The 20,452-nt window shown below is 39.5% G+C and carries 20 protein-coding genes and 1 pseudogene; 17 read left to right on the top strand and 4 right to left on the bottom strand.

Annotated elements, in window-relative coordinates; genetic code table 11:
- Positions 1-64 precede the first annotated feature (64 nt).
- On the bottom strand, positions 65-661 hold the full coding sequence (locus ANA7108_RS0117945; RefSeq protein WP_026104280.1) for a Uma2 family endonuclease: 597 nt from the start codon (positions 659-661) through the stop codon (positions 65-67).
- 572 nt (positions 662-1,233) lie between these two features.
- Here ANA7108_RS0117945 and ANA7108_RS30560 point away from each other — a divergent pair.
- The 9 genes from ANA7108_RS30560 (at position 1,234) to ANA7108_RS0117900 (ending at position 9,625) form a co-directional block, all read left to right on the top strand.
- Positions 1,234-1,599 carry a hypothetical protein gene (locus tag ANA7108_RS30560; RefSeq protein WP_016952192.1) on the top strand — a complete coding sequence of 122 codons (366 nt, stop codon included), beginning with the start codon at positions 1,234-1,236 and terminating at the stop codon, positions 1,597-1,599.
- Positions 1,600-1,917: 318 nt separating this feature from the next.
- Positions 1,918-3,843 carry an ABC transporter substrate-binding protein gene (locus tag ANA7108_RS28260; RefSeq protein ID WP_158318373.1) on the top strand — a complete coding sequence of 642 codons (1,926 nt, stop codon included), beginning with the start codon at positions 1,918-1,920 and terminating at the stop codon, positions 3,841-3,843.
- 108 nt (positions 3,844-3,951) lie between these two features.
- Positions 3,952-4,725 carry an ABC transporter permease gene (locus tag ANA7108_RS27620; RefSeq protein ID WP_016952190.1) on the top strand — a complete coding sequence of 258 codons (774 nt, stop codon included), beginning with the start codon at positions 3,952-3,954 and terminating at the stop codon, positions 4,723-4,725.
- Entirely contained in the window at positions 4,710-5,498 is a 789-nt protein-coding gene (locus tag ANA7108_RS0117920) for an ABC transporter ATP-binding protein (protein ID WP_016952189.1), read from the top strand. The genes ANA7108_RS27620 and ANA7108_RS0117920 overlap by 16 nt, the downstream gene beginning before the upstream one ends.
- 74 nt (positions 5,499-5,572) lie before the next feature.
- Positions 5,573-6,547, top strand: coding sequence for a hypothetical protein (locus ANA7108_RS0117915; RefSeq protein ID WP_016952188.1), 975 nt, complete (start codon positions 5,573-5,575; stop codon positions 6,545-6,547).
- A gap of 227 nt (positions 6,548-6,774) precedes the next feature.
- The gene (locus tag ANA7108_RS28255; RefSeq protein ID WP_016952187.1) at positions 6,775-7,308 is read left to right on the top strand and encodes a carboxypeptidase-like regulatory domain-containing protein; all 534 of its coding nucleotides are present in this window, start codon (positions 6,775-6,777) and stop codon (positions 7,306-7,308) included.
- 128 nt (positions 7,309-7,436) lie between these two features.
- Complete coding sequence (locus ANA7108_RS27615) at positions 7,437-8,489, top strand: OmpA family protein (RefSeq protein WP_016952186.1); 1,053 nt, start codon at positions 7,437-7,439, stop codon at positions 8,487-8,489.
- A gap of 291 nt (positions 8,490-8,780) precedes the next feature.
- Positions 8,781-9,311 carry a J domain-containing protein gene (locus ANA7108_RS0117905; protein WP_016952185.1) on the top strand — a complete coding sequence of 177 codons (531 nt, stop codon included), beginning with the start codon at positions 8,781-8,783 and terminating at the stop codon, positions 9,309-9,311.
- Between the two features lie 41 nt (positions 9,312-9,352).
- Complete coding sequence (locus ANA7108_RS0117900) at positions 9,353-9,625, top strand: DUF3143 domain-containing protein (RefSeq protein WP_016952184.1); 273 nt, start codon at positions 9,353-9,355, stop codon at positions 9,623-9,625.
- A gap of 240 nt (positions 9,626-9,865) precedes the next feature.
- On the opposite strand, the gene ANA7108_RS0117895 is transcribed toward ANA7108_RS0117900, so the two are convergent.
- The 3 genes from ANA7108_RS0117895 to lysA form a co-directional block, all read right to left on the bottom strand.
- Positions 9,866-10,615, bottom strand: coding sequence for an isoprenyl transferase (locus tag ANA7108_RS0117895; protein WP_016952183.1), 750 nt, complete (start codon positions 10,613-10,615; stop codon positions 9,866-9,868).
- A complete protein-coding gene (gene cdaA / locus ANA7108_RS0117890; RefSeq protein WP_026104279.1) occupies positions 10,612-11,535 on the bottom strand; it encodes a diadenylate cyclase CdaA in 924 nt (307 codons plus the stop codon). The genes ANA7108_RS0117895 and cdaA overlap by 4 nt, the downstream gene beginning before the upstream one ends.
- A 193-nt stretch (positions 11,536-11,728) precedes the next feature.
- Positions 11,729-13,162, bottom strand: a complete 1,434-nt coding sequence (gene lysA / locus ANA7108_RS0117885; protein WP_016952180.1) for a diaminopimelate decarboxylase — start codon at positions 13,160-13,162, stop codon at positions 11,729-11,731.
- 142 nt (positions 13,163-13,304) lie between these two features.
- On the opposite strand from lysA, the gene rimI reads away from it, so the two are divergent.
- The 8 genes and pseudogenes from rimI (at position 13,305) to ANA7108_RS27605 (ending at position 20,438) form a co-directional block, all read left to right on the top strand.
- Positions 13,305-13,868, top strand: a complete 564-nt coding sequence (gene rimI, locus ANA7108_RS0117880) for a ribosomal protein S18-alanine N-acetyltransferase (RefSeq protein WP_016952179.1) — start codon at positions 13,305-13,307, stop codon at positions 13,866-13,868.
- Between the two features lies 1 nt (position 13,869).
- A complete protein-coding gene (locus ANA7108_RS0117875; RefSeq protein WP_042491167.1) occupies positions 13,870-14,457 on the top strand; it encodes an antibiotic biosynthesis monooxygenase in 588 nt (195 codons plus the stop codon).
- A 625-nt stretch (positions 14,458-15,082) separates the two neighbouring features.
- Entirely contained in the window at positions 15,083-17,557 is a 2,475-nt protein-coding gene (locus ANA7108_RS0117870) for an ATP-dependent Clp protease ATP-binding subunit (protein ID WP_016952177.1), read from the top strand.
- Between the two features lie 163 nt (positions 17,558-17,720).
- Positions 17,721-18,059: a hypothetical protein gene (locus ANA7108_RS31015; RefSeq protein ID WP_016952176.1), complete on the top strand. Its 339-nt coding sequence runs from the start codon at positions 17,721-17,723 to the stop codon at positions 18,057-18,059.
- Positions 18,049-18,414: a type II toxin-antitoxin system PemK/MazF family toxin gene (locus ANA7108_RS0117860; protein ID WP_016952175.1), complete on the top strand. Its 366-nt coding sequence runs from the start codon at positions 18,049-18,051 to the stop codon at positions 18,412-18,414. Before ANA7108_RS31015 ends, ANA7108_RS0117860 begins: the two co-directional genes overlap by 11 nt.
- Before the next feature lie 68 nt (positions 18,415-18,482).
- Complete coding sequence (locus tag ANA7108_RS0117855) at positions 18,483-19,334, top strand: hypothetical protein (RefSeq protein WP_016952174.1); 852 nt, start codon at positions 18,483-18,485, stop codon at positions 19,332-19,334.
- Positions 19,335-19,710: 376 nt separating this feature from the next.
- A complete protein-coding gene (locus tag ANA7108_RS0117850) occupies positions 19,711-19,980 on the top strand; it encodes a hypothetical protein (protein ID WP_016952173.1) in 270 nt (89 codons plus the stop codon).
- A 185-nt stretch (positions 19,981-20,165) separates the two neighbouring features.
- A pseudogene (locus ANA7108_RS27605) lies at positions 20,166-20,438 on the top strand (hypothetical protein).
- The last annotated feature ends 14 nt before the right edge of the window (positions 20,439-20,452 follow it).

The raw sequence follows: 20,452 nt of genomic DNA, 5'->3' as shown, positions 1-20,452 counted from the left end.
ATTAAAATGATATTTCAACTCCCAATTATCTTGATCTTGGAGTATCCATTTAAAATGTTGCACTCTATTTGATTTTCTCTCTAAAAGCTAGTGCTGCCTCTAAAGGATATTCTGAAATTACAGATTCTGCCAAAATTGCTAAATCTAAATCTGGTAATAATTCACTTCTTGCTATCACTTCATAATTTTCACCACGTAAATGATAAACCGTAAATTGATTATTGATGAAAAACCACACCCCTTTGACACCTAATCTTTTATAAACTTCTAACTTATTAATTCCTCCACTACTAACAACAATTTCAATTGCTAAATCCGGAAATTCTTTTTCTGTCCCTATACAATAAGACTCATCAGGTTCTAATCCTCCTTTTTTTGCTTGCTTTCGGAAAGTTGTAGAACCAAGGGGAAAATAAGGAATGCGTTTTTCATCAAAGTATATTTCTAATAAATGACCAACGCGGTTTTTATCTTTTTCATGACGACGACTAGGAGACATTAATTCTATTACTTCATCTAAATATGTAACTCTATATTCTAAACTGTCACCTAAATCATCAAGTAATGCTTCATAACTTTCCCAGCTAACACCAGTGATAATTTGTCGTTCTTCTGGATCTTGCGCTTGCAACAGTTCTGATAATTCTTGAAGTAATAGCATAGAAGTTATCAACACCATATTACTAATTTCAATATACTTGATATAAATAGGACTTACGCAAGTGTCACACCAAACATCTATTTTATGGTGCGTCAGATATCAAGTATCTGTTTATTTGCAGCATATGTCAGGTCTGACGCACCCTACCAATATGCCAGTTGCGTAAGTCCTGATAAAGTTGATTTTTTACAGAATATTAAAAAACCTTATACCAAATTAATATGAAGCTGCATAGAATAATTGTAGCTTGCTTCCCGAAGGGTACGCGGATGGCACGCAGATAAACGCGGATAAAGACAGATAAATCAATGGATTTCAGAATTATGTGCAACCTCACATAAAATTAGTATTACCTTTCTTCTTTCCTTCTTCCTTCTTCCTTCGCGACCTATCCCTGCGGGACACTTCGTGAACGCGTCTTCGCGGTTCATTTAATCCATATTCTTCCAATAGCAAGGAAGTCTCAAAAAACCCCCCTCTCTCCGCCTCTACGCGAGACAAAAATCCGAAAACCCAATGTATCATGGTGAAGGCAACGATAATCACCACTTAAGCATTCGTGCAGCCTCTCCATGCCGTTTAACTTCACCTTTGCCCCCAGCCAAAACCAAACCTTTGAACTGCGTTGTGATTATGGTACACGCCGCTTAGATACCCATGAATTAGGTAATCTGATTCAACAGTGTGAAAAAAATTACTACAGCCAAGACATAGATGATATCAACCAATTACAAGAAATTGGACGCAAACTGTACTCTTGGTTAGATGGTAAAGAAGGATGGTTACGACGGGCATTAGTTGAAAATACTGATAGAAGAATATATTTAGATTTAATTAAAACTAGCGAAGCACAAAGCTTAAGCCCAGAAACCCAAAAAATCGCCTTGGGTTTAGCCCATTTACCGTGGGAATTATTAAGGGATTTTCTCTGTAGCTAATGGCGCAACTCTTAACGGGTGTCCACCAAGATACCCCTCTTTTGTCACTTTTCGGGAGGACAATCTCTGAAAGCCTTATCAACCAATGAATTCAACCTATCCTATTAGAAAAAAATGGGTGTTGTATTTGTTATTAGAAAGAAATTGTGCAATCGCTTGGTAGATAAAAGCTCTAGAATTCAGAAATGGCAAATGTTTTCGGAGAGTGACAGAACAGGGTTATTTACTCATTGAGATAAATCACATTCAAAACGTACAAAACTGGTATTCTAGTACCAGAAGAATTTCAGGTAAATTATGATATTTAGGGGGAATGTCTTGAAACTGATAAAATGCAGAAACTTACCGACAAAGTTCTTGTTAATCCTGACAATATTTTTTACCGTATTTTATCTAATTATAGGATGCCAACCTCAGTCAAATAACCGAGTTTATCACATTGGCTTAGGACCATGGATTGGTTTTGGACCACTCTATCTTGCTCAGGAAAAAGGGTTTTTCAAAGATGCTGGCATTCAAACAGAATTAACCGTAATTACGGGTCTCGCTGAACGTAATAGCGCACTCAAGTCAGGGAAGATAGATGCCCTAGCTGCACCTGTTGACTATTTTGTCTCGGCTGCTGGCAATCGACTAGACACAGAAATTGTTATGGCGATAGATGAATCTGTAGGTGGCGATGGAATTGTTGCTAAGAAGTCTATCAAGAGTTTCCAGGATCTAAGCGGTAAAAAGGTTGCCTTTCAACGCGGTTTGCCCAGTGAGTTTTTCGTGCGGGCTTTACTTCAGAAAAATGGAATGAGCCTGACCGACTTAAAGGAGATTGATATGGAAACTGCCCTAGCTGGTGCTGCATTTATTAAGGGTGATGTGGATGCAGCCGTTGTTTGGGAACCTTGGCTAACTAGAGCTACAGAGAAAGGAAAAGGGTATGTTCTCGCCTCTACAAAGGAACATCCCAATCTTATTGTGGATTGTCTGGCATTTAATCAGAAGGTTGTTGATCAGTCTCCCGAAGATGTTCAGAAAATTGTAAATGCGGTACTGAAAGCCATTGCTTATTGGGAGAAAAATCCACAAGAGGCAAACAAGATTATGGCTCCATTCTTCCAAGTAGATGCCGCTAAGTATGCAACAATTCTGAGTGGTGCAAAATTTAATAATCTTGCCCGTAATCGTCAATACTTTGGTACAAATGAAAATCCAGGACCAATCTTTGCTGTTGCTAAACAGGCTTCAGATATTTGGCTGAAGGCTGGTGTGATCGAAGATGCAGTAAATCCAAAGTCAATCATATCAACAAAGTTTGTTGATGGTGCATCTGAATTTCAGGCAAATGTGCCATCTTCAGTACCAATACCTTCCAAACCACAGCAAGGAATTGATTGGAAGGAAATCGTGAAGATTATCAGCAACATAACCGAGATAGCTGGAGTTTTTCCAGCTGTTACTATTTTTATTTCAAGTGCAATAGGGGTAGGTATTTATAATATAAGAAGGAAGATAAATCCATCCAGTAAAACTTTTAAATTTCAGGGACAAGAGTTTTCTGTAATCACTACAGAAGGACTCATAAATAGAGAAGAAAAATTACAGCGATCTCCAAGCATAGATTCTATTCTGGTATGCTCACAAAAACCATTAGAAGCAAGTTATAATTTTGCCAAGATAGTACATTCAAAAATAGACCAAAGGTTTTCTTATGAGTATTATTTCTATTGCGGGGAAATAACAAATCAAACTATTGATGATATTTCGTCCCTACTCCAAACTCTTTCAGTTGCAAAATATTTTTTAGCCAAAAAAGAACAAGAATTGTACGATAAGACAGTTAATTGGGTTGAAAAAACACCCGATGAACGTAAACGTTATATAAGAGATAATATTGATATTGTAACATCAAACCTACACAAAGTCCAACGTAACATTACCATTTACTTACTTTTAGGTTCTCCCGAAGAAACATTTTGCATACATCAAGCTCAAAATACAAGCATATGCTATTTACGTTGGGATGATAGTAATATTTTTATAAAATTGCCTAAAGTCGAAGCAAATCGCAAAAGAAATACCCTAATATCAAAAGTAAATGCAATTAATACACAAAATGTAGGTATTTTTCGTATCGATCCTCATCTGAATATAAAACCAGATCAATTACTTGATAGAATTAAGACAAGATTTCCTGACGAAATTACAAGAACGGAAGAGTTTAAAAATATCTGTCCTGCTCCCACTAGTTGAACTCCTACAACATTCGCAATCAGGAACTGTTGAATCTTGTATCAAGTAAAATCGAAGAGAAAAGAAGAGAAGATTCATCAATAAATATTTAATATAAAGAGGTCTATTTTGATTGCTAAAGTTCCCTCCGTCTTTCAGTCCCAATTATTAAACTTTGCACCTTTTTGTACTTTGCTAATTGTTTGGTATTTTTTAACTCAAACAACTCCTATCGATCCCATATTTCTGCCCCCACCTGGGCAAGTTTTTTCAAGTTTTCTGCAACTTTTTTTCTCTGGTGACTTTATTTTAAATTACTTTCTCACGAGTGTTTTTAGAGTAACTACTGCTTTTTTTTTATCCGTTATAATTGCGCTTCCTATTGGAATACTTTGCAGTCAGTTCACTTTAGCATCATATTTACTGGAACCAATATTTGGATTTACTCGCTATCTTCCGGTTGCTGCCCTAGCCCCTCTTTGTATTCTATGGTTTGGAATTGGGGATGAGCAAAAAATTGCAGTCATCACATTTGGGGTAGTTTTTCAGCTTGTTCTGCTATTTGCATTTGATACAGCATCCATTCCTCACGAATTTATCGAAGGGGGTCGCACCTTTGGTTTAAATCACTGGGAAATTGTACATCAGATTGTGCTACCTTGGTCAATGCCTGCGATCTGGAATGATATGCGTATTTCGGCTGGTTGGGCTTGGTCTTACCTTGTACTAGCAGAACTTGTCGCTGGGAATAATGGTTTAGGTTATTTTATCATTCAATCACAAAGATACTTGCAAACTGAGAAAGTGTTCGCAGGAATTTTATTCGTGGGAATTCTAGGTGCTTTGACTGATATGCTTTTTCGTATCATAGCTTCTAAGCTGTTTCGATGGAAATCAATTTAAGTATGCCTAGTAGTTTGTTGGACTTCCAGGATGTCTCAAAAATTTTTGTAGATAGCAAATTTCGTAAGATTCAGTCTCTAGAAAACATTAATTTTTCTGCCCATCAAGGTGAATTTATTGTGATTATCGGTCCTTCAGGTTGTGGCAAGTCTACAATTTTGAGATTGGCAGCAGGACTAGACAAACCGACTTCAGGGAAGGTTTTGTATCATGGTAAGCCGATTCAAGAACCAGATCGGCAACGGGGTTTAGTTTTTCAGTCATATAGCGTATTTCCTTGGTTGACTGTTCGGGAAAATATTGCATTTGGTTTGAACAAGAGTAACTCACGATCAAATGAGGAAAAACTTTCCCAATGGTTAAGTTTCACAGGTTTAAACGAATTCGCTGATGCTTATCCAAAGACACTTTCTGGCGGTATGCGCCAAAGAGTTGCTCTCGCTCGTACAATGATTGTTGAGCCAGAACTACTATTGCTTGACGAACCATTTGGAGCCTTGGACGAACCAACAAGGAAAAGTATGCAAGCCTTATTGCTCAAAGCTATTGCTGGTTCAGGTTGTTCAGTATTATTAGTCACCCATGACATCAGCGAGGCTCTCATCCTAGCTGATCGTATCATCTTAATGAGTTCTCTTCCTGGTAGAATTCTTGATATTTTTATCCCTCCACTAAATGACTCTCGAACTCGTGACCATTTCATTACTCCTGATTTTAAGTCTCTGTATGATGAAATACTTGAACGTTTTCCAGTGCAAGTTATTGGGGAATGAAAAGGCAAAAGCTAAAGCTTAAAATAACCAAAAAATAAGCGATAAATAATAACAAATCTAATTAAATAGTAATTATGGAATTTCAAGATACACACTTACCCTGGAATAATGCAAGAGTTCGCTCAACTGGTGAACTTTACCCATATTTCACCGAGAAGTTGCCAAATCAACATTATTATTTACCGCTCTCAGTAACTTTGTTCTCAGATTCGGAAATTGAAAAATCAGCCGTACTTGATTTTCTTGAAGAACTTCCCTTCCGGCTTGAACGTGAGATTTGTCTGAGAAATACTCGTCGGCAGCGGTTTGTGTCTCTGGGTTTATTGAGCGATCGCGAAATCCATCACATATTAACTGGACATCGCCATGTACAACCATGGGCGCTTTACTATTCTCAACATGGAGGATTAGATATTATAGCTCAAGATTCTGATGTAGAAGATTCCCCATGGGGTGCTGTTCCCTGCACATCTATGTTGAATCATGGTGTTGCTTGGAGAAAAACACCAAAAAACCACCATCAGATTTGGCTGGCAACGGCTCCAAAAGAGGGACATGATTGGGATTGGGATTCCGATATTGGTCATGAGTCTGCTCATTCAGGTTTTGCCCCAATTCCACTTTTTGCTCAAGCTTTACTCAGGACTGAAATAACACCTTTAGATAGCCTTAGCAGTATCCAGGATCTTAATTCTAGTCACCTAGCCCGCATGAGTTACATATATTCAGAAATTGCTGTCGTTGCAATGCGGGGGGAAGAACGAAACACTGACACTGGTTTGCCTGTAGTGGAGCGACCAGAGGAACTTTATGCCTTTCTTGAATTCTCTCATCAATTAATGCCAGATTTTGGTTTTGATCGAGCTTTAATAGCGTGTAAGCGTGTTAGTGGTCAAATCGATGTCAAGGACAGTATTGAAATCTTCGTACTTGCAGCATCAGTTATGCGTGTTCTTCCTCAAATTTCTCAAGTTATTAATTCTTTTGGTATTCCGACAATTGACTGGTATAAATCGGCATCCACTTACTCGTCAGCAAAAAACTTTTGATAATAAATTTAGTGTAGGGTGTCACTACCGAAGTCCAAGGTTTTCAGTACAGTTTTATCAATGCTAATCAGAATATTACCGATAGGTTATCAAGTCCTTATCGTAACTTTCTGCATGGCTGCTTAATTGATTCCATAAGCTGAGATAGATGTATTATCATTAATAGGGTTAAATTTTTAATTAGAGTATCAGTTTCATTAGAAAAGCAAAAAGGAGCTTAGGTTATAATGTCTGAGTTTAAATTTACAGGTATGGTTGTTAATCAAAAAAACACCCCTATTGAAGGGGCTAAAGTTAGCCTACAATATTCAGACATACCGATGACCGAACATACAGATACAGACGGAAATTTTAGATTCACAATTAGACAGGATACAAAAAAAGTTGATCCCGAAATAAGAATAGAAGCTGACGGTTACGGCACTTACGAACGTAAGATCGAGATATCTCCTGAGCGTTCATCAATGGAACGAATTGTACTTACACAGAAGAATAATAATCCAATATCAAATGAGATAAAAGTAGCTATTATAGCTGCCACAGGCGTAATTATTGCAGCACTTGTAACTGGTTATTTTACTCTGATTAAACCACCAGACAAACCGCTTCCTTCTTCTCCTACAAATCAACCATCTTCTCAAAACCCATCACCTTCTCCAACATCTACAAATGTTGAATTGAGGCTTTTAGGCAATTCCTTCAATGGTTACCAAACTTTTCAAAGTTCTGAGTTTCAGAACGCACTAAAAAAAAAGGTTTAAACTTTAGTTATCAACATGAATTTGATCAAGTTCAACGGGCTAAAAGTCTGGAACAAGGAAAAGCTGACTTACTAGTAACTTCTCTCGACCAGTTCCTGATCCATAAGCCTCAAGGAAAAATTATTGGGTTGATTGACCGTTCAGTGGGGGGAGATGCTATTTTTCTGAATAATATAAAATATCCTCAGCTAAAGTCACTGCGGGATTTAAAGGAAGCACAATCGCAAGGACAACAGTTGACAATTACCTATGCCGAAAATACCCCCAGCGAGTTTCTAGCATTATTTCTCAGTGATGACTTTGAGGAGTTTAATCTGCAAAATTTTCATGAACAAAAGAAGGTGAAAGACTCTTCTGAGGCTTGGAATTTGTTAAAAGATACCAACCAGAATGTGGCTGTAGCTGTACTCTGGGAACCTGATATTGGGGAAGCTACAAAACAAGGATATACAAAAATACTATCTAGCGATTATGTACCAAATATAATTATCGATGTACTTGTTGCTTCCGACTGGATCATTTCTTCTCAACCTGAGCAAATTACCACATTTCTGATAGCATACTACAATAGGAGTCTCCGCAAAGATCAAGGGATTGAATTTTTTAACTCCCGTAAAGCTCAAAAATGGATGACAGATGGTACTCTTGAAGAGCGCATTAAATCTACAGCGGCTCTACTACAGCTTCACGGTAAACTGAATCAAGTCCCCAAAAACCCCAAAGATTTGTTTACCTCTCAGTTTGTTGAAAAGGCGGCTGAAGATATTGGCGATGCTCCCGAAGCAACTGTTACTGAAACTCCTACTCCCAGGGGATTACGAAATTCTATCGGCAAATTACGAAAATTGAAAGAGATAAAATTTGCAGTGGACTCAGCTGAATTGACTCAGGAAGCCAAGTCAATACTTGATAAGATTTCTCAGCGGATTATAGAATATGAACCTCAAAAAATTGTTATTAAAGTCATGGGTCACACTTCTAAATCTCGTTTTCCTAGCCTTAACAAAAACCTCAGTGAAAGCCGGGCAAAGGTAGTAGAACAATACTTAAGCAATAATAGTAAGCTACAATATTACACCATCGAATCAGAGGGAAAAGATGATAGTGAGCTTCTACCAGGTATTTCTCCCGATGACTCTAAAAACCAACGCACAGAAATTCAAATACTTCGGAGTGATTGAGAATCTAAAACTGTTCTTTCCCACTTTCAGTAAACACAGAGCGATTCTTTCCGGGGGTGGAGGCAATAAGGCGACGAGTGGATGTTTAATCTTGAGGATGTCTGAAATGGCGTAAGCTTGCGTGACGACGTGGGAGTCATCCACCTCCCGTTAGATATACAGGGCTTCCAGGATTTAAGGATGAAAATAGATTAGAGAACTTATATCTAGCATAATTCATAAAAGATTTAAAATATAAAAAAACATAATTTGAGCAAAGTGACTCAAACAACCGTTAATTACAATGGGGTAATGCCAAAAAGCAGCGAAATCTCATATTATGCCTTGCTAGGACTACATCCATCAGCGTCTGTGATAGATATCCGTCGCACTTATCGAGAACTGAGTAAACAGTATCATCCTGATACAACAGAATTACCGGCCACAGTTGCTACTGCTAAATTTCAACAAATTAACGAAGCTTACGCCACTCTCAGTCATCCCGAACGGCGTTTGAGTTATGATTTGAAGATTGGCTATTCCCGTTTTGGTGTCATTCAAGCCCCAACGGATTTAAATCATTCCGTACATAAGCCTTATGATTTCTCAAAATCAATGTATTTAGATGCAAGCGATCGCCCCCTGTCAGCAGGAGAAATCTTTGTATTATTTGTGTTAGGTTTAACTATTGTTGGTTGTTTGCTACTAGCGATCGCAATTGGTCTCATTCGTGGTGAATCCAGTTTCCAAACTCACCTTTCTCAACCTCTGAATACACAACAGCAATTCACCCAAATCTACCAACTAAATACACAGACAACAAGTAAAATCAAGAATCAATAATTTCTGCATCTAAATTCCAAAATCTAAAATCTAAAATAGTTATGTCTATTCTGCCTTCCGACACACCTCTATATAGCCATTCTTTGCCACAAATTGAGCAGTGGCTAAAAAATCAAGGTTGTCAACAAGATGAAACCGAACTACATTGTTGGCGATTGCAAAAACCTAGTTGGCAAGCCGAACTTTGGTTAGATATCGAACAGATTACAGTCCGATATATTCAAGCAGGAGAGATCGGTCAAGATATTCAACGTTCTTTTAAATATTCCTTAAGTCGAGAAGATATAGAACAAGCTGTTTTTGCAGGTCCATAACTTGGGTAATTCGTAATTCGTAATTCGTAATTCGTAATTCGTAATTCGTAATTCGTAATTCGTAATTCGTAATTCGTAATTCGTAATTCGTAATTCGTAATTCGTAATTCGTAATTCGTAATTCGTAATTCGTAATATTTCCTATGGCTACGCCACGCAAGCTATCGGAAACGCTACGCGAACGTAATTCGTAATTCGTAATTCGTAATTAGGAAAAACTCTTATCTGTCACCAAATCCCCTAAATTTGCCCAAATCGGCGTTCCCGCTGCTGATAAGCAGATAAAGCCCGATGAAACTCACTACGGTCAAAATCTGGCCAAAGAGCATCAGTAATATAAATTTCACCATAAGCCATTTGCCAAAGTAAGAAATTTGATAATCGCATTTCTCCACTAGTGCGAATGAGTAAATCAGGATCTGCTACACCTGCGGTGTACAAGTGACTTTCAAAGACCTCTTCAGAAATTTCTTCAGGCTGTAAGAGACCTTGTTGCACCTTTTGAGCGATCGCTCGACAAGCTTGTAAAATCTCCTGTCTACCGCCATAATTTGTGGCTACAGTAAACCGGATACTGCGATTCTCCTTAGTTTCTGCCATAGAGCGAGAAATCTCCTCTTGGAGTGCTTTTGGCAAAGCTTGCAAATTCCCCACAAACTGAATTTGCACATTTTCCTCAACCATTTCCCGCAGTTCTTGACGCAAAACTCGCTGGAACAGAGTCATCAAAAACTCTACTTCCTCCTGTGGTCTTTTCCAGTTTTCCGTGGAAAAAGCATAAACAGTCAATGCCTTAATACCCCAATCCTTACAGCAGCGGAGTAAATCCTTAATAGCATCTACACCAGCTTTATGACCCATAATCCGGGGTAAACCTTGACGTTTAGCCCATCGACCATTGCCATCCATAATCACCGCAACGTGCTGGGGAAGTAGTTCTTTTTTTAAATCAGAAGGTAAATATTGTAGTTCAGTATGTTGTGTTGTCATTTTTTACTTCGAGAAGCAGTCGATAATAAACCGAGTAATCGTGAACCCAATGCTAGTGTTTTTCCACCAATTTGACGAATTAAACTTAAAAGACCAGGAGCAACTGCTTCCCGATCTACAGTTGGCGAAAATCTAACCTCTAAAGATTCTTTTAGCTTCTTAATCGTCAGTGGTCTGTATAGAGTTCCCCGTTCCGCTAAGGAAATAGAACCCGTTTCTTCTGATACAACGACACAAATGCAATTTTCGACCCGCTCAGTAATTCCCATTGCTGCCCGATGGCGTGTACCCAACTGGCGCGAGGCTGTGCGTCCCGAAAGTGGTAAAATTATACCTGATGCTACAATCCGCGAACCACGAATTAAAGTTGCCCCGTCGTGTAATAAAGTTTTTGGCTGAAAGATTGTCTGTATCAGTTCCTTAGAAACTTCTGCATTTAACTTGACTCCAGGTACAGAAAAATCTCGCTCATCAATTGGTCCAGAAGTTTCCAAAATCAGCAAAGCGCCAATTCGATTTTTTGACAGTTCTTTAACTGCATCAACAATTTCATCAATGACGCTATCAGATTTAGGAACTGCCAAACGGTTGGGTTGGAATAACTGCCGGAATTCACCCCGTCCTAGTTGTTCCAAAAATCGGCGAAATTCTGACTGGAGTGCTACTGCCATCGCTACAGCGCAACCAATTACCAATTTTTCTAGAACGAAATTGAGTAGAGGTAGCCCTAAAGTACCGCTCAATGCTGAGGCAAGCATCAAGATTATAAATCCCCGCACCATCCACAGCGTCCGGCGTTCACTAATAATCACTAGGATCATATATGTCAGCGCCAGCACCAACAAAATATCCAGAGTCCCAAGCAGCAAGGACTGTGACCATCCTGGGTTTATCAGCCATTGCTTCCACCAATCTCTCATGACATCTGGATTACTGTTTAGTCGTTTGTCAGTGCTAATTAGTCATTAGTCATTAGTCATTGGTTTTTAGTTAATAGACATATCCGCTTTCTGAAGCTTAAAGCCTTACAAATTAAGGGTTAAAACCTAATTTATGGGTTACGCCACACCAGCTATCAGATCAGTCTAATGACCAATGACCAATGACTAACCACTATTTAAGTCTTTCTGGTAGGCAATCTTGTCGAATGATGTCTTGATAAGTTTCGCGCTGCAAAATTAAATTTGCTTCGCCATTCGCTACTAAAACAGCTGCCGGTCGGGGCAGACGGTTGTAGTTAGATGCCATACTGTAATTGTACGCACCAGTTCCCATAACTACGAGAATATCGCCTGGTTCAGTTTTTGGCAGTTGGGCATTTTTAATCAGAATATCTCCTGATTCACAATGTTTACCAGCCAATGTGACTGTTTCTGTCAAAGAATCTGACATTTTATTGGCAACTACTGCCCGATAAACTGATTGGTAAGTTATGGGGCGAGGATTATCAGACATTCCGCCATCAATCGTGACATAAGTACGAATATCGGGAATTACCTTAGCTGAACCAATAGTGTAGGCTGTAACGCAAGCAGTCGCAATTAGCGATCGCCCTGGTTCACATAATAATTTTGGTAAGGGCAGATTTTGGTCTGCACAAGCTTGTTGAACTACTTCACAAATTGCCTTTGACCATTCTTCGATGCTAGGGGGATCATCTGATTCTGTGTACTTAATTCCTAAACCACCACCAACGTTCAACTCTGTCAATTCTAAATCGTATTTGGCCGCATCCCGCAACCACTGTACCATCACCACACCCAAGTCTCGATGAGGTTGACGTTCAAAAATTTGGGAACCAATATGAGCGTGTAATCCCACACAGTTTAAACTAGGTTGTTTGCTGACAAAGGCAAATACTTGATCTAAATCATTGGGATCAAAACCAAATTTACTATCTAAATGTCCGGTGCGAATATATTCGTGGGTATGACATTCAATCCCTGGCGTTAACCGCAACATAATCCGAGTGCTGAGTACTGAGTGCTGAGTACTCAGTGTAGACTCAGAAGCTATGAGTCTTTCTTCTGCTATGTTTACCAATGTATGTAATTCGTGCCAATTGTCAGCAACAATGGTACAACCAGACTCGATAGCTAAAATTAGCTCTTCACGAGATTTATTATTGCCATGTAGGTAGATTTTATCTGGACTAACACCTGCTTTTAAGGCGGTGTAAAGTTCACCACCAGAGACTACATCTATTCCTAAACCTTCTGAGGCAGCGATCGCACAAACAGCTAGACAATTCCAGGCCTTGGAAGCGTACAATACTTGAGATTCGCCTTTGTAGTATTGTTTGAAAGTATCCCGATATTGTTGGCAAGCTGTCCGCAGAGTTTCTTCATCTAAAATATATAAAGGTGAACCAAACTGCTGAACCAGCGTTGTGACATCACACCCACCGATTTCTAGGCAGTTATGACGATTAACTCTGGCACTCAAGGGTAAGAGTTCTTGATTAGGTGAAAGTGTTGTGTTGCTTCGCTTTTCAGGTAAATATTGATTGCCAGAAGGTTGAACCCCGACGGGGTGAGTCGATACCATAAATAATAAAAGTTGTCCTTGTGAAAATTACGGGCGTGACTTATTCTCTCAATTCCCAGTTTACCGCTTCCGTGGTAATGGGTGATTGTCTCTTCTCCCTCTCTTGCCTGTCACCTGTCACCTGTTACCTGTTACCTTAACCGTGATTTTATTAGACTTAAAAATTCAATCCTTGACAATAGTGCATTTAAGTGCATTGCTAGAACTGGATAAAGTTTGTTTTGATGGGTTATGGACAATGGATGGCTACCGACGCGAGTTGGAAAGTCCTAATAGTCATTTTCTGGGTTTATTTTCCCCATATTCTAATTCTGAACTGTTGGGAATGGGTTGTTTTTGGTCAATTTTAGAGGAAGCACATATTACGATTTTGGCGGTTCATCCTCAATATCACCGTCAGGGTTTGGGACAGGTTTTATTGTATTCTTTACTGAAGAGGGCGAGCGATCGCGGTTTAGAGCGAGCTACCCTCGAAGTCCGCGCTTCCAACCAGGGAGCGATCTGCTTATATCAAAAATTTGGTTTCAAAACTGCCGGCAGAAGACCACGTTACTACAAAGATAACGATGAAGATGCTCTGATTCTTTGGCTTTCGGACTTACAACAGCCAAAATTTCTCAAAAACTTAGATGATTGGCATACCTTTGTAAGCGATCGCCTGAGTCAATCTAATTGGTCTTTGCGTTTTGATGAAAAGTGTAATTAAAATGACATCTGAAAATACACCAAAGATCGCACTCGATACTGACAGACAACCTATTACTGCTGCTATTTCACATCTAGTCAAACCGGGACTTGAACAAGAATACGAACAATGGCTGCGTGATATTTCTGCGGTTGCTCAACAGTTTCAGGGACACTCTGGGGTCAGTTTTATCCGCCCTCAACATCCAGATCATCCTGAATATGCGATCATTCTGAGGTTTGATTGCTACAAACATCTCAAGGAATGGATGGATTCCCCCGTCCGCCAACGCTGGCTCGACAAGGTAAAACCTCTGGTGCAACAGGATCAAAATGTCCAAATTCTGACTGGCTTAGAAACCTGGTTCACATTACCCAGAAAACCTTTTCAGCAGCCACCCAAACGCTACAAAATGGCGATTCTAACTGCCGTAGCAGTATTTGCCGTAGCTCAGATACTGGGGGTAATCATAGCACCTGTATTAACATTTTTACCGCCCTTACTGCGATCCTTGGTGTTAATCACGCTGACGGTTTTTTGTTTGACTTATCTGGTCATGCCCCGTGTAACTCGCTTGTTTTATCGTTGGCTTTATCCAAAACATTCCTGAAATTAAGTAGAAAGGCGCAGAAAAACAGAAGTATGTAACGAAACGTAAAGTTGCCTAAAAACCTCTTCCCTCCTGCCTTCTGCCCTCTGCCTCCTGCCTTGTCATAACGACAATTTTTAACGCCGACCTACTTATCAGAGGATAGTTCTATATCTAATCCAGAAGTTAAGCAACCAATCTGCGATCGCAATGCCAGTGGTCATACGAAAATAGGCTGGCTCGACATAACTCCTAAAATTCCCCTCTTAATGACAAAAAATTTAATTTCCATGCTCTTCATTTTAATCAGAATTTTAAACTAAATTTAGTCTTTTCATAACCAAAGCTTATAGCTAGAGCAGATAATTGACAATGTACCAATCTATATGGTATAAATAAATGTTTGGGATTATATCAACAAAATCTCAACATTAGCGGTTTATCCTTTGGTATTAGTGCCAAAAACGCTGGAAAATTCAACCTCCTCAGTACACAAGTTACATAAAAAGTAATAAAAATTTAAAAATTAACTCATCACTATGTCTGATGGCGATTGGATGTCTAAAATTTGTATACAAACATCCAAACTTTTAGCCTGTGCTAAAATCAGCATACCGGCACGACCGCAGGTGATGGGAAAAATGCCATGTTTGAACGCTTCACAGAAAAAGCCATTAAGGTAATCATGCTGGCCCAAGAAGAGGCCCGCCGTTTAGGTCACAACTTTGTCGGAACTGAGCAGATCCTCCTGGGTCTGATTGGCGAAGGTACAGGAGTGGCCGCCAAGGTGCTGAAATCGATGGGCGTTAATCTTAAAGATGCCCGAATTGAAGTTGAAAAAATTATAGGTCGAGGATCTGGCTTTGTTGCCGTGGAAATTCCGTTTACGCCACGGGCAAAGCGAGTTCTAGAACTATCCTTGGAAGAAGCACGCCAATTGGGGCATAACTACATAGGCACCGAGCATCTGCTGTTGGGCCTAATCCGCGAAGGGGAAGGTGTAGCAGCCCGGGTGTTAGAAAACCTCGGTGTAGATTTATCTAAGGTGAGAACTCAGGTAATCCGAATGCTGGGAGAAACTGCCGAAGTTTCACCAGGAGGAGGTCCATCTGGTCGCACAAAAACCCCGACTTTGGATGAATTTGGCTCCAACCTGACCCAAATGGCCACGGACAATAAACTTGATCCTGTGGTAGGGCGTGCGAAAGAAATTGAGCGCGTGATTCAGATTTTGGGTCGCCGGACTAAAAATAATCCAGTGCTGATTGGTGAACCAGGGGTTGGTAAGACTGCGATCGCTGAAGGTTTGGCATCGCGTATTGCTAACAAAGATATCCCTGACATCTTGGAAGATAAGCGTGTTGTTACCCTCGATATTGGTTTACTCGTAGCAGGAACCAAATACCGGGGTGAATTTGAAGAACGCCTAAAAAAAATCATGGATGAAATCCGCTCTGCGGGTAATGTCATCCTGGTAATTGACGAGGTTCATACCCTAATTGGTGCGGGTGCAGCTGAAGGGGCGATTGATGCGGCAAATATCCTCAAACCAGCTTTGGCGCGGGGTGAATTGCAGTGTATCGGCGCAACAACTTTAGATGAATACCGCAAGCACATTGAACGGGATGCGGCGTTGGAAAGACGCTTCCAGCCTGTAATGGTGGGTGAACCAACCGTTGATGAAACAATTGAAATTTTATATGGTTTGCGCGAACGCTACGAGCAACACCACAAGCTGAAAATCTCCGATGAAGCTTTAGTAGCAGCGGCGAAACTGTCTGATAGATATATCAGCGATCGCTATTTGCCAGATAAAGCCATTGACTTGGTTGATGAAGCAGGTTCTCGCGTGCGTTTGATTAACTCTCAATTGCCCCCCGCAGCGAAAGAGTTAGACAAGGAACTGCGACAAATCTTAAAAGAAAAAGATGACGCAGTCCGTTCTCAGGATTTTGACCGAGCCGGAGAATTACGCGATCGGGAAATGGAGATCAAAGCCGAAATCCGCACTATTGCTCAAACAAAGAGTAACGGTGCTAGTGGTGACGGTATTGAACCTGTAGTTACAGAAGAAGACATCGCTCACATTGTCGCTTCCTGGACTGGTGTACCGGTGAACAAACTCACCGAATCTGAGTCCGAGAAGTTGCTGCACATGGAGGACACCTTACACCAGCGCCTCATCGGTCAAGAAGACGCTGTTAAGGCTGTTTCCCGCGCTATTCGTCGCGCTCGTGTGGGCTTGAAAAATCCTAATCGGCCAATCGCTAGTTTTGTCTTCTCCGGTCCAACTGGGGTAGGTAAAACGGAATTAGCAAAATCCTTGGCTTCCTACTTCTTCGGTTCGGAAGAAGCCATGATTCGCTTGGATATGTCCGAATACATGGAGCGTCACACCGTCAGTAAATTGATTGGTTCACCTCCTGGTTATGTGGGCTACAACGAAGGTGGTCAGTTAACAGAAGCTGTCCGTCGTCGTCCTTACACCGTGGTGCTGTTTGACGAAATCGAAAAAGCACACCCTGATGTGTTCAATATGCTGTTGCAAATTTTGGAAGATGGGCGTTTAACTGACGCGAAAGGTCGCACGGTGGACTTTAAGAACACTTTGCTGATTTTGACTTCCAACATTGGTTCTAAGGTAATTGAAAAAGGTGGTAGCGGTATCGGCTTTGAGTTCTCTGAAGATGCGACTGAGACACAATACAACAGAATTCGCTCTTTGGTGAACGAAGAACTGAAGCAATACTTCCGTCCTGAGTTCTTAAACCGGTTAGATGAAATTATCGTCTTCCGTCAGTTGAACAAGATTGAAGTTACTCAAATTGCTGAAATCATGCTCAAGGAAGTGTTCGGTAGGTTGACGGAAAAAGGCATTGTCTTAGAAGTCACAGACCGCTTCAAGGAGCGCTTGATAACTGAGGGTTACAGTCCCAGCTACGGTGCGAGGCCATTACGTCGGGCAATTATGCGCTTGTTAGAAGATAGTTTAGCAGAAGAAATTCTGTCTGGACGCATCAAAGATGGCGATACTGCTCTTGTTGACGTTGATGAAAATGGCATTGTTCAAGTTAGTTCTCAACAAACACGGGAGTTGTTACCCCAAGGTGTTGAGTCTTAGTTAGGATTTTTAATTGTTAATTGAACGGTGGAGGATTTCGGTTCTCTGCCGTTTTTTTTGTTTCGAGCAAAGGCGCTAAGGAGCAAAGGTGCAAAGAAGAGAAAGAAGTTTTTGTATAGGTTAAAATGTTAAGTGAGATAAGTAACAATAGGTATTTCCAGTTATGATTTTTACTGATGTGGTAGAAGCAATAAAAGGGTTTTCAATTGAAGAAAAGTTACAAATTCAATTGTTATTGCAGCAATATTTAAGAGAAGAACGCCGCGAGGAAATTTATCAAAATTTGCAAAGTGCGAAGCGAGAAGAGGAAAATGGTGAACTCACTTTTTCCGGAAATATTGATGAATTTAAACAACAGTTTCTCAGCCGTCGTGAACTTATAAAGTTACCTATAGAGGAACGAAAAAAGATTTTAGCGGCACAATCTGATTTAATGTTAGAGCATTACCAGCAAGATACAGAATGGCAGGAATTACAAACGGGAGACTTAATTGATTACTAATTCTTCTATTCCTAAACGGGGTGATATCTGGCTGACTAATTTTGATCCAACTGTGGGAGCAGAAATTAAAAAAGTAAGACCTGCTATAATTGTCAGTTCTGATGGTGTTGGTAAGTTACCCATTAAATTAATTGCACCAATTACAGATTGGAAGGAATATTATTCTGAAAATATTTGGCACGTTAAGATTGAAGCCAATATCAAGAATAGTTTGTCAAAAGATTCTGCTGTAGATATTTTACAATTGCGCGGCGTAGATGTACAAAGATTAATTCGTAAGATTGGAGAATGTTCGAGTGAAATAATGGAAGAAATTGCTGCGGCTATTGCGGTGGTGGTTGAGTATAATGAATAGAAAGTTGATTTTAAAATCAATCATAACTAGGAATTTTCAATAATTAGAAAAAAATTGGAGAGAAATAAATGACAGCTATTGCCATATGGTTCAATGACGAAAATCCTGATAACCCTTGCTTATGGGTAGCTGGTGATAGTCGCGTATCACAAAAAGAAAAAACAGATACAGGGAATGATAAATACTCTCGTTTAATTGATGATGCAGTCAAGATACTTACACTACCAGTAGTTTGTAAATATCCTGATGAAAATAGATGCTATTCAAAAATATCTCATTATCACACTTATGGTTATTGTTTTGCAGGTAGCACATTATTCGGACAAAATTCTTTTTTAGCATTAATGCCTTTGTTGAGTAATTTAGTAGCTGATCAACCATATACTCCTTCTATGGAGGATATAGCAGAATTCATTTCTAAGTATTTAAATAGAGTTTTTGAAGAATACATGAACCCAGGTTCAGAATTTGAAGTTGCTTTATTTGGATGGTGTCCTATTCAAAATAAATACTATATCTTTCATTATCATCATCATGAAAAAGATAAAAAAGGTATTTATTTCATCTTTAAAAAAGAAATATTTACTGATTTAAAGAAGAAAGATTTTGTTTATCTTGGTTGTGATAAAAATAATATATGTTTAAAAATACAAGCTGCTTTTAACGGCGACGATATACCTGGTAGACCTTTATCTAGAATACCTCAACATATAATTCAAGATTATATTCAAGATCCGAATGAACCAAAAATTGGGGGAGATTTGCAGCTAGGAATTGCCAATCAATACGGTTTTAAACCATTTTCAATATGTAAACCTAGAGTTATTGGAAAACCTGAAGCTTATTTAAGCTACTTGGGTTATGACCTACACCAGGATAATGTTGGAGATGCGCGTGTTGGATTAACTGGAATGAGTTAGTAGTGTTTGGTGAACTCGAAGGAAGTGAAACCCAACAAATCCATTTTTAGTGTTGGCTATCGCTATAGTGGGAGGTGCGCTGATAGTGAAGGAATGCGATCGCCTTTATTGAGTTAATGGTGGAGAAGTGCGATCGCGTAGCTGACAGAAGGTATCGCTTTTGGTTGGCTAATAGTGGGGGAAGTGCGATCGCTCTTACTTAGCTCATGGTGGAGGGTGTGCGATCACTCTTAGTTAATGGTGGAAGAAGTGCGATCGCTCTTAGTTAATGGTGGAAGAAGTGCGATTGTGCGGAACTCAGTACCAAAGGCGATCACAACCAATAGGTTATAGAATTAGTCCAGATGGTAGTAGTATTATGGGGAGATAAAAATCAATGCAGACAACCAATACCACGTCATACCCCGCACCAGACCAAGTGAAGAATAACTGGGAATTTACAGAAGTATGGATAGATCCGATGTTATCACCTCCATATATTCTGTTATTACTTTGTGATAGTGAGGGAAATTGTCGAATTTATGATCCTAAACAGGGTGATAAGGTTGTATTTTCTAGTAATAGTTATGAAACAGCTAAGTTATGGTTACTAGAAGATGAGTATGAACCGATTGAAGGTAGACTTTTAGCTGCTGAATTAGTATAAGTTAGTATATTTTTCTCATACAGAATAGTAGAAGATGTGCGTTAGCGAAGCTTATCGAAGATATCGCTCTTAGTTCATGGTGAAGGTGTGCGATAGCGAAGCGCTCCGTAGGAATCGCTCTTACTTAATCAAATTAAATACTTGATAAAGTATAATAAACTAATCACGAAAAAGGATGAAACAAAATGCAAGCCATTCTCCTCAGCAGCGAAGAAGTTGCAAAACGTGCCAAAGAATTATATGACAATGGTATTCGTCAGCAAGTAGAAACCGAAGAAAACATCGGTAAAATGATCATTATTGATATAGAAACAGGTGAATATGCTATTGATAAAACAGGAATATAATCAGCGCATTATTTACGGAATAAAAACAGATTTGCTCGACTTTTTGGGATTCGTATTGGTTATAAAGTCGCTGCATCATTTAGTGGAGAAATGGAGCGTGATTATTCGTGATAACTGGCATTATC

The organism is Anabaena sp. PCC 7108 (assembly GCF_000332135.1).
GTDB lineage: Bacteria > Cyanobacteriota > Cyanobacteriia > Cyanobacteriales > Nostocaceae > Anabaena.
This window is presented reverse-complemented; position numbering and strand designations above follow the sequence as displayed.